Raw genomic sequence first — 16,430 nt, forward strand, 5'->3', positions numbered from 1 at the left:
CGGGCCCGGCTCACGGCGGCCGGTTGCCGGACCTGGACCTCGCACGCGCCAAGGCCCACTTCCGGCCGCCCGATTCGCACTACCGCGATGTCCTCACCCCGGCAGGCCGCCGCACGATCGAGGACGTCTACGCACCGGAGTTCGACGCCCACGGCTACTCCTGGTAGCCCGCGCCTGCACAGAGATGCGCCGGGGCGCCCAGCCCCAACTGCCTGCGTTGCTACACCTCGTCCTCCGCGGCGACGACACCCGCCCCGGTCAGGCGCACCAGCTCCTCCATGAATCCCGGGTAGCTGGTGGCCACGGAATCCCACCCGGTAATCAAGGTTTCGCCCTCGGTGGCACACGCTGCGGCGACGGCTGCAGCCATCGCGAGCCGGTGGTCTCCGTGGCTGTTCACGATGCCCGGGTGCAGCTTGGCACCGCCCTCGATGACCATGCCGTCCTCGGTCTCCGTCACCGTCACTCCCAGCGCGCGCAGCATGCCGCAGGTGTGCGCGATCCGGTCGCTCTCCTTCGCCCGTAGTTCACCTGCGCCCGAGATGACCGTGGTGCCTTCCGCGACCGCCGCGGCGACCGCGAGCACCGGAACTTCGTCCACAATGCCCGGGACATCAGCTGCTGTCAGCTCTACAGCCTCCAGCCGTGAGGACCGCACCGTCAGTGTCCCCGTGGCCTCGTCGAACTCGATCGCGGCGCTCATCTTCCGCAGCACGCCGACGAAGTCGGACCGGCCGAACCCGGTGTAGAGGTCTTCGACGACCACGCTGCCGCCCTCGGCGAGCAGTGCGGCGACCGCCCAGAACGCGGCCTGCGACGGGTCGCCCGGCACCGCGACGTCGGTGGCGGTCAGAGGTCCGGGCTCCACCGTCACACGCGTCTCTTCGACGCGGACCCGGCCGCCGGACCTGAGGAGCATCTCTTCGGTGTGCCGCCGCGTCGGGTGGGCCTCCACCACCGTGGTCGGACCGTCGGCCGACAGCCCGGCCAGCATGATCGCGCTCTTCACCTGTGCGGACGCCACCCTCGGCGCGTAGGTGATGCCGTGCAGATTCCCGCCGCGGACCACCAGCGGAGCGAACTGACCGTGCTCCCGGCCGTCGACGTGGGCGCCCATCTCCCTCAGCGGGTCCGCGATCCGGCTCATCGGCCGGCGCCGCAGGAACCGGTCGCCCGTCAGCACCGACACCCCGTCAACGCCCGCGCACACCCCGGCCATGAGGCGGATCCCGGTCCCGGCGTTACCGGCGTCCAGTACATCGTCCGGCTCGTGCCGAAGCGGCCCCTCCACCCGCAGCCGCCCGTGGCCGTCGTCCTCGATCACAACGCCGAACCGCTCGATCGCCCTGCGCGTGTGGGTGACGTCCTGTCCCCGCGACAGGCCCGTCACCGTGCTCGTCCCATGTGCCAGCGCCGAAAGGAGCAATGCTCGGTGCGAGATCGACTTGTCGCCCGGCACGCACAGTGCCCCCACCGCCGGTCCCGCACCGGTGACCCGCACCGCTTCAACAGCGTCAAAACTCATGATCTGGATACTCCCTCGGGGTGAACGCACTGCCGACGGGCAGTCCGCCTCGGTGCCACCACTCAACCACTCCGGCGCGCAGCGGCAGCCCTTCAACGGACGACTGAACCGAAGCAGGGCATCCGCTGAACGGATCGGGCGTGCTGCTGCGCCACCAAGTCAGCGTTTGACCGAGTCCTCAGCAAGGACGCTCCCGGGAACCTGGATCCCGCTCACACGTCCGGTGTGAGCGCATCGCCATTCTGGGAGATGGTCAGGAGCGCCGGCTCTCTCACACCGGCATCGCGCATGGAGGCGACCGTGACCTCGGCTGCCCAGATGGCGGAATCGAGGGACCAGGCCGGCAAAGAGCAACGGATCGATGCCGCGTTCTGCATTCCCTCGGTCTGTACCTCACCTACGAGGAGAGGAGCCAGTCCTCCTGCGAGTGCAGAGGGATTGCCGGGATGGATGGCCATGCGGCCCAAGGAGCGTTCGAGAATCAGAGCATTCACGTCTTGTGCCCTTGTCGCCAGACCGGCTGAATCCCGGGCCGCGACGGAGATGACACAGTCGGCCGACGGTCCCGGCCCCGCAGCGGCCACCCAGTCCGCGGCCTGCGACAAGTAGACGAGGCCGTCGTCGGTTGACAGTTGCAGGGGTACGACCGTGTGCAGGCCCGTGAGCGTGTACGTGCCCATGTGATGCAGTACGTCGCTGAGGACAGTGGCCACGGGCAACAGGGGCAGTCGTTGGCCGTGCAGTTGCTCTTCCACGGCGACCTGGAGCCAGGCCAGTTGGCGGACGTGATTGTCCTCCGTCCAGTCCTCACCGGCGTCGTTGTGTCCCCATCGGCTGCCGTCCAGCGTCCCGTGGCCCAGGTGAGTGCTGCTCCAGCCGTAGGCTTCCGCCCTGGTCACAGCGAGGCTGAACACGTCCTCGTCTTCCAGGTCGTTCTCGGCAAGGACGCGATCGATCCACGGGTGCCGGTGGAAGACCCCGTGCAGGCCCATGATGAGGGTCGGATCACTCACGTCCATGCCACTGCGCTCCTTCTACGCTCCGCACAACAGGGTGACGTCCTTGGCGACCGCCTTCTCGGGGAGTCCGCGATGCCGATCAAGTCGACATCTATGCCGCTGCGCCACTGGGTCTAGTTCCGGTTCTCGCATGTCATGCGGGCATTGGCTCGGCGGGAGCTGGCGCCCTTGCCGCCGGCCTTGACGTTCTTGGAACCCGCGGCGACAGTCTTCCAGGTCTGTCCGTGCTTGGTCTGAAGCCAGATGGTGACCTTTGCCTTCAGAGCTTCGTGCTTGGCGAGCGGGTCTAGCCACCAGCCATGTGCCGATGCTGTCGCGGGCGGCGTACTGGACACGTGGACGTGGTCTCCGTCGGTGACGAATCCCCCGACGTCCGAAGCAGTCGTCTCGGAGGCCGCGTAAGCCGATGGCGCGGCGGCGCTGACGACCAGCGTCGCGGCGAAGGCCGCAGACAGAGGGGATGTGCGCACAGGACTCCCTGAAGACGGAAAAGTATCTGACAGCCGAAGTCCCGCTGATCATGTACAGCCGTTCAGGGGAACAACCTTCCCGTTCGGTCGGATCACCCGATCGACGTGGAATGCCTGATCCGCTGACGCCCGGCCAGTAGGGCTGCTGCAAGCGTGAGTTGATCGCAGATCTACCGAGCGCCGTCAGCACCAATGAGATCACCGGCCTGCGTCTCCACCACGTCGCGTACGGACACTTCGGCGACAGCGAGGTGGACAACGACCGGTGTTCGGCCGCGCCTCGATTCAACGCCGGCGACAACTGGGACATCTTGGACGGTAGCTGTATGCGCCGCCACGAGCCAGGCGGCGCCGGCTGACCACCACCCAGTTCCCGTCCAGCGACCCCACTGACGCCGTCACTGACGCCCTGGAAGTCCCCTACCCCGGGCGCATCAGCAACGCCGAACTCCAGAAATGGACCGGCCACGCCCAACACGACCGGCCGGTCCGGCGGCCTCGGAGGCCGCACAGGCGACTCGGCCTATCCGGGCCAACCGGCCGACGTCCACGTCACCATGCCCGAGCGGGCCGGGGACTCCCGTCCACCTGCGGCCTCGCTCCCCGGCGCGGCTCGTACGATCGCACTGTCCTGGTCACCGAACCGGGCCGGCACACGGTGCCCCTCACCGTGACCGAAGAACCGTTCCCAGAACTGGACCGGCTGCGGGCCGTGCACGCGGACAGACTCCACGTCGCCTACCACCAGCACCGTGTCCCCCCTCCTGCCCCACCAGAACGACACCGCCCCCCAGCAGTAGCCACATCCGGTCGGACCTCAGCCCGGCCGGACGCCCGTACGAACACGAAAGAGAAACATCATGATCATCTGGGTCAACGGCCCCTTCGGCGGCGGCAAGACCACGCTGGCCGCGCAGCTCCACCAGCACCTCGCCGACGCCATCACCACCGACCCCGAAGACATCGGCTTCCTGCTGCGCAAAAGCATCGGCGACCACCCGGACCGGCAGAAGGACTTCCAGGACTACCCGATGTGGCGCGAGCTCGTCGCCCGGGTCTGCACCGAACTCGATCACTTCGCCCACGGCGGACCCGTCATCACCCCCATGACGCTGCTCCGCCGCGAGTACGCCGACGACATCTTCGACGCCCTGCACAAGGACGGCATCGTAGTGCGCCACCTCCTCGTACACGCCGACTCCGACACCATCCGGGCCCGCATCGAGGCCAGCATGGAATTCCCCGACAACGAGGAGCTCAGCGAGAAGGTGCGCGCCTTCCGGCGCCGCAAGCTGACCGACTACGAGCAGGCGTACGCGACCTGGCTGTGCGAGCGGGCCGACGTGATCGACACCACCGAGCTCAACCCCGAACAGGTCGCCGCCCAGGCCCTCACCCTCCTGCGTCTCCCGTGACCAGCGGCGCGATAGCCCGGACGACCGGGTCGGCTGCGGTCGTCGCAGACCTCAGCCGGCCCGGCACGTCCACCACGGTCCTCCGCCTGCGGGCCGCCGAGGGACGGCAGAGGTTCGTGCGTGGCGGGGAGTGCCCCGTGGTCGCGAGCCGGCGGTGTGCACATTCGGCGGGGAAGCACCAGTTCGGTGCGGTTCCGGCGGGCGATGACGCTGCCGGCCTCGTCGGGCGGCGGCCCGGTCGGCCGGCTCGCAGCCTCGCTGGCCTCGGGCTTTCACGAGCGGGCTTGTGCGGGTCTTGATCAGACGAGCGGAGAGTGCCACTGAGCTGCGGCGGTGGAACTTGCCAGGGGTTCTGGCGGCTTGTAGGAGGCAGCACTCTCCAGGTGAACGAGCGCGTCGTACCGTAGCCGCCTACCTGAGCATTTGCCGGCGGTGTCGCGGGGTCGCGTAGGCACCCACAAAATGGCTGGTCACGGGAGCAGTCTGTGAAGGACCCTGTGGGTATGCCTCGACGTCTCATGTTCGTGCAGTTGAAGACTGGTTACAACACCGACCGCGGACCCTCGTGGATCGGATGGGTGGACTTCTCGAAGACCTGGAGTACTGCGTACTTCCGCGGGAGGACACTGCGCCGGGCAGGGGGAATGTTCGATGCGAACTTCTACGACGTGCAGACCGACGAGGAGTTCTGGGTCTCCGGGCCGAAGCGGGACCGCACGGACACCCGCTACGGCCCCTCCGACCCTGAAATCGAGCCGGAAGCTGTCGAAACCTATCGCGCCTTCCTGGAAGGCGCACCTCTGCCGGGCCGGGAGAACGGCTGACCTCACGCCCTTGTGAGCGAGGTTGTCCGGGTCTTGATCAGATAAAGAAAGAGTGCTCCTGACCTGCAACGATGCGGCTTGCATAGGGTCTTGTCAGCTGACGGAAGAAGCACTCTTCAGGTGGAGAAGCGTATCGGGTCCTACCCGTGTGTCCGCATCGAGGGCGGTGGCCGGGCGGTGGTCTCCCAGGCTGGGGGCGTGCTGCTGGTCGAAACCGTCCGCAAGGCGGGCCTGGACAACGCGATATCGGCGGCGCTGGCGCCGTGGCGGGAGCCCCGGGCCGTCCACGACCCGGGCAAGGTCCTGCTGGATGTTGCCCTGGCGGTCGCGCTGGGCGGGGACTGCCTAGCGGATGTCGGCATGCTTCGGGCCGAGCCAGCCGTGTTCGGACCGGTGGCCTCCGACCCGACGATCTCCCGCCTCATCGACACCCTCGCAGTCTCCGGGGAGAAGGCTCTGCGTGCCATCCGTGCCGCGCGGGCAGACGTCCGCCAACGTGTCTGACGGTTGGCCAACCGGCAAGCGCCCGATGCGGGCGCGACGGTAACCGCGGATCTCGACGGGGTGCTGGTGCGGGACGGTAACCGCGGATCTCGACGGGGTGCTGGTGGTCGCGCACTCGGACAAGGAGGACGCCGCACTCACCTGGAAGAGGACCTACGGTCACCACCCGCTTATAGGGTTCGTCGACCACGGACCGGGTGGCACGGGCGAACCGGTTGCGGCCCTGCTCAGACCGGGCAACGCGGGCTCGAACACGGCGGCCGATCACGTCACCGCTACCGGACTGGCCCTGGCCCAGTTGCCGAAGGAGTACCGGCGCGGGCGTCGGACCTTGATCCGCACTGACTCCGCCGGCGGCACCCACGCCTTCGTAGCCTGGCCAGCCCAGCGGGGACGGTGGCTGTCCTACTCGGTCGGCATGACAGTCACCGAGCAGATCCACGGCCACGTGTTGAAGGTTCCGGCGTCGGCATGGACGCCGGCCGTCGAGACCGGCGGAGAGATCCGCGACGGCGCCTGGGTCGCCGAACTCACCGGCGACGTCCTGGATGGCTGGCCGAAGGGCATGCGGCTGATCGTCCGGAAGGAACGGCCTCGCCCCGGAGCACAGTTGCGGATCACTGATGCGGACGGTGCCCATGCGCAGACACCGACGTCGAAGGCGGTGGCTGCGGGACCCGTCACTCCCGCTTCCGCCCTCACCCAGGGCCTGTCGTCCGGACCAGGCCGGCTCCACCCCGGCGACAGCCGCAGCCCTCGATACTGACACGAACACGCCATAACACCGCACCGCCGGTGGATAGCACAGAAAGAGGGCACACTGGAAGTACGCTTCGAGCGTCCCGGTGATGGGGCTCACCGAAACCGCGGCCAATCGCCGCTGACGGTCCCTGGTTGGCAAGCTGCGACCAGGAGGAGCCATGTCCACACCCGCTGCGCCCCGGCCGTCGCGACGTGTGCCCCACGACGCTCCCGGCGTTCTGAGCACAACAGCCCACGTCCTCCGGCACCGGCGGCCCGAGCCGTCCCCGTCGGCGCCACCCACCCGGCAGGTGCGGTTGTGTGCCCTCGCGGCGCTCCTCGACGAAGCGCCCGAAGCGCAGTCGCTCGCAGACCGGGCGGTGGCCGCATGCGGAGAACCCGGCCCCCTCCCGTCCCGGGCCGCGCGGGACGCCGGTTCGCGGAACCCGGGCCACCACCGATTGACGGCGCGCCCGCGTGCCATGCATCTGGACGAGGACGTCGGCGTTCTGGGTGAACGGGCCTCGCGACTTCTCACCCACCACGAGTGGGCCCTTCACCAGGCCGTGAATCTCGCCTCCACCTCCCGACAGGGTGCCCGCGTCGAGCGCGCCCGGCTGCGCTTGAACGGCCTGCGCAGGCCGGCTCCGGGCCTGCGGAAGCTGAGCGACGAGGTACGCAGACGTGCGCAGCAAGCGTGCCGGGACGGGGACACACGATGACCGGCCCTGTGCACACAGGCATGCCCGTGTCCTTCCGCGACCGGGTACGGCCCCTGCTCCGGCCCGGCCGGTCGCAACGGGCCAAGGCAGAAGAACGCGAGAACCACCGGCGGCGAGAGGCACTGCACCTGATGCACGGCGGGCTGTGCGCGGTGTGCCGGGAGCGGGACGAGTCGGCGGCACGCTGGCTCTCGTACTTCGTCATGGAAAGCCACAGGCAGGAAGGAACCCGCGCCCGGGTCCAGGAATCCGCAGGGCTCTGCCCCGCTCACACCCGGCGCCTGCTCGCCGCCCCCTCGTCCCCCTGGCTGATGCCACAACTGCTCGACCTGGCACTGACCGGAGGCACCCGGCTGCTCCGTACGCCTGGCACCCGCCGCTCCCGGTGCCCGTGCTGCACGGCAGGCGATGACGCCACCGGGCGGGCGACGGAAACACTGCTGTGCGCCCTCGGTCACCCACCGGTCCGGGAAGGGGTGCAGGACGGAGCGGTCTGCCTGCCCCACATCGCCGTACTCGCCACCCGCGCCCCCTACGAGTACGGGCTCCAGCTCGCCGAGTCCGCATCCGCGGCGCTGGAGGAAGAACGCGAAACAGCGTGGCTGGCCGGTACGGACGAGGACGCGCGCATCCGCGCCGCGCTCCACCGCCGGATCGATCCCCTGCTCCTCGACGAGGAGCGACACCGGCGGCGCTCGACGACGAGCCGGTGGCAGGCAGATGTGGGCATGGACTGCTGCCCACTGTGCCTGGCCGAACACCGGTGCGCCCGCCGACTGCTGAAGTGGGCGGCGACGACCACCGGCCGGGGCCGGCCGGCGCGCGAGGAATCCGTTCTGTGCGCGCGTCACCTCCACGACCTCGCGGCGACCGGCGGACCGAACGTTCGAGCCGTTCTCGCGGAGAACCGCAGCCAATGGGGCACACGGCTCGACCACTTCCGCACGCTGCTGGGTCAGGACGGCAAGGAACGGGACCGCGCGGGCCCCTACCTCAGGTCCGAGCCGCGCTGCCGCGCCTGCGCCGAGGAGCGCGAGGCCGTCCGGCGACAGGCGGCGCTGCTCACCGCTCAGCTCCGCGACCCCGTGCGTGCCCGGGAGTACGGGCACACGCACGGTATCTGCCTGCGCCACGCCCTGAGTTGGCCAGGCCCACGACCGGACCCGGTCCAGGAGGTCGCGGAAGCCCGGCTCGCGTTGCTGCGCTGGGAGATCGACGAGGTGCTGCGCAAGCAGGCCTGGCACACACGGCACGAACCCAAAGGCGCCGGGACAGATCTGAGCCTGCACGCACCGACGCTTCTCGACGGGCGTGTCCATACCGGGCTGCCCGCCCCGGCGGAGAGCCCTCCGCCCGATCCGATGAACCCGCCAAGAACCGACATCCCGTTCGACAGGAGGCCGTGATGGAGTTCGATGTGCTGGTGGAGATCCCTCAAGGATCACGCAACAAGTACGAGATGGACCACACGCTTCACCGCATCCGGCTGGACCGCCTGCTGTTCACCTCCACCAAATACCCGGCCGACTACGGGTACATCGAGGGCACGCTCGGCCGCGACGGCGACCCGCTCGATGCACTGGTGATCGTCGGGGAACCGACGTTTCCCGGCTGCACCATCGAGTGCCGTGCCGTCGGGATGTTCGTCATGAAGGACGAGAAGGGACCGGACGAGAAGATCCTCTGCGTTCCCGCCCATGACCCGCGTTATGCCACCCTGCAGGACATCGACGACGTCTCGTCCTTCGACAGGCTGGAGATCACGCACTTCTTCGAGGTCTACAAGGACCTGGAGCCCGGTAAGTCGGTCGAAGGCAGTCACTGGGAAGGCAGGGAGCAGGCGTACGCCGAGATCGAAGCGTCACGAGAACGCGCTGATGGCGGTTCTCCCACCGCAGGATCGCCGTGACCTCGCCGGGCACGCTGATCCTGTTGCGGCACGGACAGAGCCTCACCAACGCCGAGGGCCGCTTCACCGGCTGGGCCGATGTCCCCCTGACACCTCACGGCGAGCAGCAGGCGGCCCGGGCGGCGGAGCTGCTGACCCGCGACGGTCTCGTACCCGACCTCGTGCACACCTCAGTGCTGCGTCGCTCGATCCGCACCGCGGACATCGTCCTGGCGGAGCTGGACCGCGACTGGGTTCCCGTCCACCGCACCTGGCGGCTGAACGAGCGCCAGTACGGGGCTCTGACCGGGCGCGTCAAACGCGACGTACGAGGAGAAGTCGGCCCCGCCCTGTATCAGGCGTGGCGCCGTTCGCTCACTACAGCGCCCGCCCCGCTGACGGCGGACGAGCTCGCACTCCTGCGCGCCGACCCGAGGTACGCCGGGCTGGCCGGCGGCGGTCTACCTGCTGTGGAGAGCCTCGCGGGTGTCATCGCGCGGGTCACTCCGTACTGGGCGGACGTACTCGCGACACAACTGCGCACCGGCCGCACGGTGCTCGTGGTCGCCCACGGCAACGCGCTGCGCGCTCTGGTCGCGGTCCTGGACCGGCTCACCGGGCGGGAGGTGGAGCACCTCAACATCCCGACCGCTGCCCCGCTGCTCTACGGCTTCGACTCCGAACTGCATCCCACCGTGCGCGGAGGGCGCTACCTGGAGCCCGACGCCGCGCGGGCCGCCGCCGAAGCCGTGGCCGCCGAGGGCCACGACTGACCGCTCCGGCCCGCTCCCGACCGACGAAGGGACGCATCATGTCACTGCGCATTTCCCGGCTGCACGCCGTAGAGATTCTCGACTCCCGCGCCCGTCCGACCCTTGCCGTCAGCCTCATCACCCCGGACGGCACACGCATCCGGGCGGGAGTCCCCTCCGGGGCGTCCACGGGCACCCGCGAGGCGGTCGAACTGCGCGACGGCGACCCCGCCCGGTTCGCCGGTCGGGGAGTCCACCGGGCCGTCGGCCATGTCAACGGCGAAATCGCACAGGCGCTCGTGGGCCGTGACTTCGCCTCGGCAGCGGAGATCGACGCCGAACTGATCGCGCTGGACGGCACGGACACCAGGTCGAGGCTCGGCGCCAACGCGGTCAGCGGTGTCTCGATCGCGGCGGCCCGCGCCGAGGCCGCGGCAGCGGGCGAGGAACTGTGGCAGTCCCTCGCGAACATCGCCGGCACCGTTGCGCGTCTGCCGGTCCCGCACTTCAACGTCGTCAACGGCGGCGCCCACGCCGCCAACAACCTGGACTTCCAGGAATTCATGCTCGCCCCGCTCGGCGCCCCCGGTCTGCCCGAGGCCGTACGGGCGGGTGCGGAGGTGTACGCACGGCTCAAGGCGCGTCTGGCATCGGGCGGGCACTCGACCGGGCTCGGCGACGAGGGAGGCTTCGCCCCGGACATCGACCGCCCCGAGGACGTACTGACCGTCCTGGTGGAGGCGATCGAAGACGCGGGCCACGCCCCCGGCCGGGGCGGGATTGCCATCGCCCTCGACCCGGCCGCCAGTGGGTTCCACGAGAACGGCCGCTATCGGGTGGCGGGCGAAGGGCTCACCTCCGACCAGCTCATCGACCGCTACGAGGAGATGATCGGCCGCTTCCCGGTGTGGAGCATCGAGGACGGCCTCGCCGAGGACGACTGGGACGGCTGGGTCCGACTCACCGAACGCCTCGGCGACCGCGTCCAGCTGATGGGCGACGACATCTTCGTCACCGACCCGGCCGTCATCACCCGGGCCGTAGCCCGCGGGGTCGGCAACTCCGCGCTGATCAAGGTCAATCAGATCGGGACGGTCACCGAGACGCTGGAAGCCATGCGGATCTGCCGCGAGGCCGGGTATACCCAGATGGTCTCTCATCGCTCCGGCGAGACTCCGGACGACTTCATCGCCGATCTGGCGGTGGGCACCGGCTGCGGGCAGCTCAAATCCGGTGCCCCGGCGCGCGGCGAGCGCGTCGCCAAGTACAACCGTCTCCTCGAACTCGCCGACGAACACCCCGGAACCCTTCCCTTCGGGGCCGGTGCCACGTGACCGGTACCGGTAGGGACCCGGCGATGTCCCATCCCCGTCCCTCATGGGCACGGCGGTGCCGGGAACGCCGGTCGGCGCGAGTCGACCGGACCGCATCCGCGGTGCTGGAGCCACACGAGCCGGGTTGCACATCCACGGCAGTTCGGCCAACCCCATCACCTGGCTCCGGCAGCTCGTCGCCGAGTACTCCTGGGTTGGTCTCCGAGTACTCCCGCAATGCCTTCGTCATCTGCCGCATCGACGTCGGCGCCCTGCGGCTCGGGCCACTCAACGCGTGGCGGCGAAGCCGCGGGGCACTGCGAAATCAACGAGCGCCGCCGTGCCCGGCGCGAGCTGGGCCCATGCGGACGGCAGCACCAGCACCGCGACCGCGGAGGTCGGAAACTTCGCTCGGGCCCGCGCAAGTGCCTCGTCGTCCCCGCCTCCCACCAGGGACAGGACCAGGTCCTGCACGCCGGGCTGGTGGCCGATCAGCAACACGGTCCGCCGCCGCTCGGGGACTTCGCGCACGACGGCGGCCAGGGCGGACGCGCTCGCCTCATACGCCCTCGGCTCGAACACCACCTCCGGCGACGCGTCCAGCTGGGCCCCGACGAGATCCCATGTCTGCCGGGTACGCCGGGCGGTCGAGCAGATGACCAGGTCGGGCACGCGGTGCGCCTCGCGCAACCAGCGTCCGGCCGCCGGGGCGTCGCGGCGGCCCCGGCCCGCGAGCGGGCGCTGGTGATCGGGTACACCGTCCGGCCAGGCCGATTTGGCGTGCCGCAGCACGATCAGTCGGGCCGCACCGGACATGGGCATGGTCTCACCCCGCTTCGGCCGGTGGACGCGCCCGCTCTCACGTGTGAGTGCCAGGCCGAGTATCCGTTCCGGAGAGGCGAAGGTCTCGAACTTTCGCGCCCTCGGGCACTCCGTCGGCCGCCTCCACGCGGAGCAGCAGGCCGGGAACGGCTGGTGCGTCGAGGCCGACTGCCGGCGCGTCAGCGGTCCCGTCACTGGACTTCTCCGGGGTCGGTGTCGAAAGCGAACACGTCCGGGTTCGGGGTCGAAGGCAGTCATGTCCGTTGCGCCACCCGTCACCTCCACCGTCGAGGCGTCCGTTCGGCGTCGGCGACGTCTTGTGGTGTGAGAGTGAGAGGCACGTCGCGCGGATGGCCGAGCAGTACCAGCCTGATCGCCGGCAGGCCCTCACGCCCAGCCAGACACAAGCGGTACGTCCCCGGCTCCAGGCCATCGGCGCCGTGGTGGCGCGGTTACGGCGAGCCCATCGCCGGCTGCCTCCATTGTCCCGCGCGGGGGAAGTCGTCACAACTGCCGCACTCCGGCCGGACCGAGGAACGTTCCCGGCACCCGGTAGACTTGCCCGCGGCGGTGTTGCGCACCGCACGGCGGTGGGGCCCGCCGTACCCGAACCGCGGCAACGACGCCGCCAACGGTCCCTACTTGTGACGCGCGCGCTCATGTACGAGCGCGCCCGGCGAGTAGGAGACGTACGTGGAAAAGTCCCGGAACCCCATACTGAACGAACCCGTCGACCCCGACATCGAGCCCCGGATCCCCGCGCAGCACAAAGAGCCGCGGCAGGGCCCCGTGATCGCTGCCGTCTCGCTCGGCGGCGGGGTGGGAGCGGCCGCACGGTACGGGGCCTCACTCCTGTGGCCCACACCCGCCGATGCCTTCCCGTGGACAACCTTGGCCGTCAACGCCATCGGCTGTGCGGTCATCGGCGTCTTCATGGTCGTGATCACCGACGTCTGGGTGGCCCACCGGCTCGTACGCCCCTTCTTCGGCACCGGCGTACTCGGCGGCTTCACTACCTTCTCCACCTACGCGGTGGACATCCAGCGCCTCGTGAACGGGCGCGAAGCAAGCACCGGCCTGGCATACCTGGTGCTCACCCTGCTCGCCGCCATGACCTCCGTCCGGATCGCGGCCGCCTCGACCCGTCGCATCATCGAACGGAGGCAGCCGTGAGTCTCACCGGTTCCGCGCTGCGCGTCACCGTCTTCGTCGGCGAGATGGACATGTGGCACCACAGGCCCGTCTTCACCGAGATCGTCCACCGGGCCCACCGGGCGGGTCTGGCCGGGGCCTCGGTCTTCCGCGGAATCGAGGGCTTCGGCGCGTCCTCACTGATCCATACCGTCCGGTTGCTGTCCCTGAGCGAGGAACTGCCGGTCGCCGTCGTGATCGTCGACACCGACGACCGGATCCGGGCCTTCCTGCCGCAACTGGATGAGCTCGTCACCGAGGGCCTGGTCATCCTCGACGGCTGCGAAGTCATCCGCTGGACCGGCCGCGGCCAGGAGGAACAGTGAACTGGCTGCTCGTGATCGTGGGCGCCATGGCCGGAGCCCCGCTGCGCTATCTCACCGACCGTACGGTCCAGTCCCGGCACGACACCCTCTTCCCCTGGGGCACCTTCACCGTCAACGTCGTCGGCTGTCTGATCCTCGGGCTGATCACTGCCACGGTCACGGCCAGGGCCCCGTCCCCCGAGATCCAGCTGTTCCTGGGCACCGGGCTGTGCGGGGCACTGACGACCTACTCGACGTTCTCGTACGAGACACTGCGCCTGGCGGAGAACGGGGCCCGCTTCTACGCCGCAGCCAACGTCGTGGCGAGCGTGGTGGCAGGTCTCGGCGCCGCCGTCACCGGCGCGGCGTTCGCCCAGGCCATCTGGGGGTAGTCGCTCCCCGGCCGGGGAGCCCGCTGAGACCGGGGCTCGACGCCCCGACGGGCTCCCCTTCCGCACTCGGCCGACGGCCCCACGGCGACGTCGGTCCCGTTCCGTCACACCGGACAGGATCCGGCGGGGCGCGATCTCTCGGGCTTCCGCCCGGAAGCGCTCCGGCGAAGTAGCGATTGCGGAGCCCGGCGCACGTCCTTCCCGAAGGCCCCGGCCCGGTATGGGCGGTCCCCCGGTCGAGCTCTGCCGTGTGTACCGCCGCAGGGGTCCGTGACGGTCCCGGAGGCGGCGAAGGCGGTCGGGGGCAGCGCCGTGACCGGGGCCGCCGCCGCGCGGACGGCCAGAAGAGAGGGGCCATGGGTGTGTTGCGCACGGATATGCGGGTCCTTGCCGGGTGATCACGTGGTCTGACCGGTCAACTCCTGGTGAGGTGCCGGCTGACGCACTGCGCGTACTGCCGCAGGGTGTCGGGCTGGTAGCAAGCCTGGGTCCGGTTCGCGTACCAGGCCAGGAGGAAGGCGGCCAGGACGGCGACCACGATCGCGAGGAGCGACGTCACCACGCCGGTGACGGCCCTGGCACGGCCGGTGCCGGTCCGCCCGGACGCCTTCAGGCCGACGGCGCCCACAACCACGCCGATGAGGCCGAGTGCTCCGCCGACGAGGACGACCGAGGTGAACAGGCCGGTGACGCCCAGCACCATGGCCGCGGTGGCCGGCCCGTCCTTGCCGACCGCGGGCCGAGCACTGAGGCTTGCCGTTCCTTGCGTGTTCATGCGCCATCCTCCGGTGTCGACAACTGGGCAGGAAATGATCATGAGTTACGGGGGCAGGGGCGCACATCGCGAGAAGGCGGGAAGAGTTCCTCCCTCGGTCGGGGGAGGTCTCCCGCGCGCCGAGAGGCGATACTCGCCGACTACGACCAGGGTTTCTGCCGCTGCTGCGCGGCCCCACCTGTTCGGGCGCGCTGTCCGCCTCTCTCGGAGCGATGGCGAGCACTCCGCTGCTGCCGCACGCCGCGCTTCCAGCACTGGCGTGACGCTCCGCCCCGTACGAAGTGCGGACCGCGCCGGCCCCGCTGGTCCGGGCGGCCCCCTGGACGCCGCGGCCGGTCTCGCCCCCCGTCACCCGGCGCTCGCCGCTCGCGTCCGCGGGCCGCCTGTTGAAGGTGCCGCCGCCTCAGGTGCCCGTACGGGAGCACGCGAGTGCGCCCACCGACGGCCGGCTCCCGTCGTTGGTACAGAGAAGCCACCGGGCCGGCCGGTGGACCCGGCGACGAGGCCCAGCCGGAGCAGGCAGTGGTCCGCCCGCCCCGGCTGGGCCTCGTACGGAACTCCCCCGGGCCCCCTGTCCTGGCCTCGGTCTCCGTGCACTCACCGGCTACGGCACGGGCTGCTGCTGGGTGACGCAGTGGATTCCGCCGCCGCCGGTGCCGAGGCGGTCGATGTTGAGCTGTTCGACGACCCGGCCGGGGTAGAGCCGGGAAAGCGTGGCCTTGGCCGCGGCGTCGGCCTGGGCGTCGCCGAACTGGCCCGAGATGACAGCACCGTTGCACAGGTAGTAGTTGGCGTAGGAGGCGAGGAAGTCGCTGCTGGTGGAGCGGATCTTGTTGTAGTCGGGGCCCTGGAGCCGGCTCACCGACATCGGGCTGCCGCTCGCCGTGGTGGAGGCGGACAGTATCTGGTACTGCTGGCGCGCGTCCTTGGCATAGGCATCGGTGTCCGTCGCCAGGGGCATCTGGACGAGCGCCTGTCCGGGGGCCAGGAAGCGCGAGGTGGCGTCGACGTGGTCGTCGGTGATGTCCTGCCCGGACACGCCGTCGAACCAGATGACCTTGGAGGCTCCGTACACGGCGCACATGGCGGCTTCGAGCTGCGCCTGTGACTTGCCGGGGTTGCGCCTGGTGCTGATGAGGCTGCTGCGGGTCGCCATCAGGGTGCCGGCACCGTCCTGTTCGATCGCGCCGCCCTCTCCGACCAGGCCCGCGGAAGTGAACGGGACGCCGGCGTAGGAGGCGATCCGCCCGGCGACGAGGGCGTCCTTGGCGTGGATCTGTTTGTTGCCCCAGCCGTTGAAGTTCAGTCCGACCGCGTCGAGGCCGCCGGAGCCGTTGGTACGGAAGACCGGGCCGCTGTCGCGCATCCAGCAGTCGTCGACCGGGATGGAGCTGATGACGGTGACCGAAGTCCCGCACATCGACCGGGCGTTGGCCGCGCTGCCGGAGTTGGCGCACATGATGACGGGTTCGTACTTGGCGATGCTCCGTGCGATCAGCGCGATGTCGGCCTGGACGCCACTGAGCAGCTTGCGGCCCCAGATCGTGGTGCTGTCCGGCCAGGCCATCCAGGTACGGGTGTGGCGGACGTCCTCGATCGGGACGCTGAAGGAGCTCGCCGGAGCCGCCTGACTGCGTGGCGACGCGGCCAGGGCTCGCCCCTCGCTCGCCGCGAGGGCCGCGCCCGCGGCGGTGATCCCCGCCGCCGCGAGGAACCCGCGCCTGCTCATGCCCCTGCCCGGGGACTGGTTCCCTGCGTGCTCGTTCATGTGG

16 protein-coding genes and 1 pseudogene are annotated in these 16,430 nt (G+C 70.0%); 11 read left to right on the forward strand and 6 right to left on the reverse strand.

The genetic code is table 11. The features are described 5' to 3' along the window. The first annotated feature begins 23 nt into the window (after positions 1 to 23). Positions 24 to 167 (forward strand): hypothetical protein, encoded by a 144-nt coding sequence (locus ACGF8B_RS11890; RefSeq protein ID WP_392737133.1) that lies wholly within the window; start codon positions 24 to 26, stop codon positions 165 to 167. A gap of 53 nt (positions 168 to 220) precedes the next feature. Here ACGF8B_RS11890 and aroA read toward each other — a convergent pair whose 3' ends face one another. The 3 genes from aroA to ACGF8B_RS11905 form a co-directional block, all read right to left on the reverse strand. Further along, a complete protein-coding gene (gene aroA, locus ACGF8B_RS11895) occupies positions 221 to 1,525 on the reverse strand; it encodes a 3-phosphoshikimate 1-carboxyvinyltransferase (RefSeq protein WP_392737135.1) in 1,305 nt (434 codons plus the stop codon). 212 nt (positions 1,526 to 1,737) lie between these two features. Then, the gene (locus ACGF8B_RS11900; protein ID WP_392737137.1) at positions 1,738 to 2,544 is read right to left on the reverse strand and encodes a hypothetical protein; all 807 of its coding nucleotides are present in this window, start codon (positions 2,542 to 2,544) and stop codon (positions 1,738 to 1,740) included. A 113-nt stretch (positions 2,545 to 2,657) separates the two neighbouring features. Next, positions 2,658 to 3,014 carry a hypothetical protein gene (locus ACGF8B_RS11905; RefSeq protein ID WP_392737139.1) on the reverse strand — a complete coding sequence of 119 codons (357 nt, stop codon included), beginning with the start codon at positions 3,012 to 3,014 and terminating at the stop codon, positions 2,658 to 2,660. Between the two features lie 860 nt (positions 3,015 to 3,874). Here ACGF8B_RS11905 and ACGF8B_RS11910 point away from each other — a divergent pair. The 7 genes and pseudogenes from ACGF8B_RS11910 (at position 3,875) to eno (ending at position 11,194) form a co-directional block, all read left to right on the forward strand. Beyond that, positions 3,875 to 4,429, forward strand: coding sequence for an AAA family ATPase (locus ACGF8B_RS11910; protein ID WP_392737141.1), 555 nt, complete (start codon positions 3,875 to 3,877; stop codon positions 4,427 to 4,429). Positions 4,430 to 4,947: 518 nt separating this feature from the next. Next, a complete protein-coding gene (locus tag ACGF8B_RS11915) occupies positions 4,948 to 5,253 on the forward strand; it encodes a hypothetical protein (RefSeq protein ID WP_392737143.1) in 306 nt (101 codons plus the stop codon). Between the two features lie 120 nt (positions 5,254 to 5,373). Then, positions 5,374 to 6,391, forward strand: a pseudogene (locus ACGF8B_RS11920) (IS1380 family transposase); the annotation flags it as partial. Between the two features lie 849 nt (positions 6,392 to 7,240). After that, complete coding sequence (locus tag ACGF8B_RS11925) at positions 7,241 to 8,626, forward strand: hypothetical protein (RefSeq protein WP_392737145.1); 1,386 nt, start codon at positions 7,241 to 7,243, stop codon at positions 8,624 to 8,626. Beyond that, the gene (locus ACGF8B_RS11930) at positions 8,626 to 9,129 is read left to right on the forward strand and encodes an inorganic diphosphatase (RefSeq protein ID WP_392737147.1); all 504 of its coding nucleotides are present in this window, start codon (positions 8,626 to 8,628) and stop codon (positions 9,127 to 9,129) included. The genes ACGF8B_RS11925 and ACGF8B_RS11930 overlap by 1 nt, the downstream gene beginning before the upstream one ends. Next, positions 9,126 to 9,881, forward strand: coding sequence for a 2,3-diphosphoglycerate-dependent phosphoglycerate mutase (locus ACGF8B_RS11935; RefSeq protein ID WP_392737149.1), 756 nt, complete (start codon positions 9,126 to 9,128; stop codon positions 9,879 to 9,881). The genes ACGF8B_RS11930 and ACGF8B_RS11935 overlap by 4 nt, the downstream gene beginning before the upstream one ends. 38 nt (positions 9,882 to 9,919) lie before the next feature. Further along, positions 9,920 to 11,194, forward strand: coding sequence for a phosphopyruvate hydratase (gene eno / locus ACGF8B_RS11940; protein WP_392737150.1), 1,275 nt, complete (start codon positions 9,920 to 9,922; stop codon positions 11,192 to 11,194). Positions 11,195 to 11,461: 267 nt separating this feature from the next. Here the strand turns inward: eno and ACGF8B_RS11945 are convergent, their stop codons facing one another. Beyond that, positions 11,462 to 11,995 carry a SixA phosphatase family protein gene (locus tag ACGF8B_RS11945; protein WP_392737152.1) on the reverse strand — a complete coding sequence of 178 codons (534 nt, stop codon included), beginning with the start codon at positions 11,993 to 11,995 and terminating at the stop codon, positions 11,462 to 11,464. Positions 11,996 to 12,688: 693 nt separating this feature from the next. On the opposite strand from ACGF8B_RS11945, the gene crcB (ACGF8B_RS11950) reads away from it, so the two are divergent. The 3 genes from crcB (ACGF8B_RS11950) to crcB (ACGF8B_RS11960) are packed head-to-tail and all read left to right on the forward strand — an operon-like array spanning position 12,689 to position 13,883. Continuing rightward, positions 12,689 to 13,168 carry a fluoride efflux transporter CrcB gene (crcB, locus tag ACGF8B_RS11950; RefSeq protein WP_392737154.1) on the forward strand — a complete coding sequence of 160 codons (480 nt, stop codon included), beginning with the start codon at positions 12,689 to 12,691 and terminating at the stop codon, positions 13,166 to 13,168. Positions 13,169 to 13,212: 44 nt separating this feature from the next. Continuing rightward, positions 13,213 to 13,512, forward strand: coding sequence for a DUF190 domain-containing protein (locus ACGF8B_RS11955; RefSeq protein ID WP_392737432.1), 300 nt, complete (start codon positions 13,213 to 13,215; stop codon positions 13,510 to 13,512). Further along, positions 13,509 to 13,883 (forward strand): fluoride efflux transporter CrcB, encoded by a 375-nt coding sequence (crcB, locus tag ACGF8B_RS11960; protein WP_392737156.1) that lies wholly within the window; start codon positions 13,509 to 13,511, stop codon positions 13,881 to 13,883. Before ACGF8B_RS11955 ends, crcB (ACGF8B_RS11960) begins: the two co-directional genes overlap by 4 nt. 415 nt (positions 13,884 to 14,298) lie before the next feature. Here the strand turns inward: crcB (ACGF8B_RS11960) and ACGF8B_RS11965 are convergent, their stop codons facing one another. Then, the gene (locus ACGF8B_RS11965; protein WP_392737158.1) at positions 14,299 to 14,658 is read right to left on the reverse strand and encodes a DUF4190 domain-containing protein; all 360 of its coding nucleotides are present in this window, start codon (positions 14,656 to 14,658) and stop codon (positions 14,299 to 14,301) included. A 604-nt stretch (positions 14,659 to 15,262) separates the two neighbouring features. Continuing rightward, entirely contained in the window at positions 15,263 to 16,426 is a 1,164-nt protein-coding gene (locus tag ACGF8B_RS11970; protein WP_392737159.1) for an agmatine/peptidylarginine deiminase, read from the reverse strand. Positions 16,427 to 16,430 lie beyond the last annotated feature (4 nt).

It is taken from the genome of Streptomyces sp. NPDC047917 (assembly GCF_043204345.1).
Taxonomy (GTDB): domain Bacteria; phylum Actinomycetota; class Actinomycetes; order Streptomycetales; family Streptomycetaceae; genus Streptomyces; species Streptomyces sanglieri.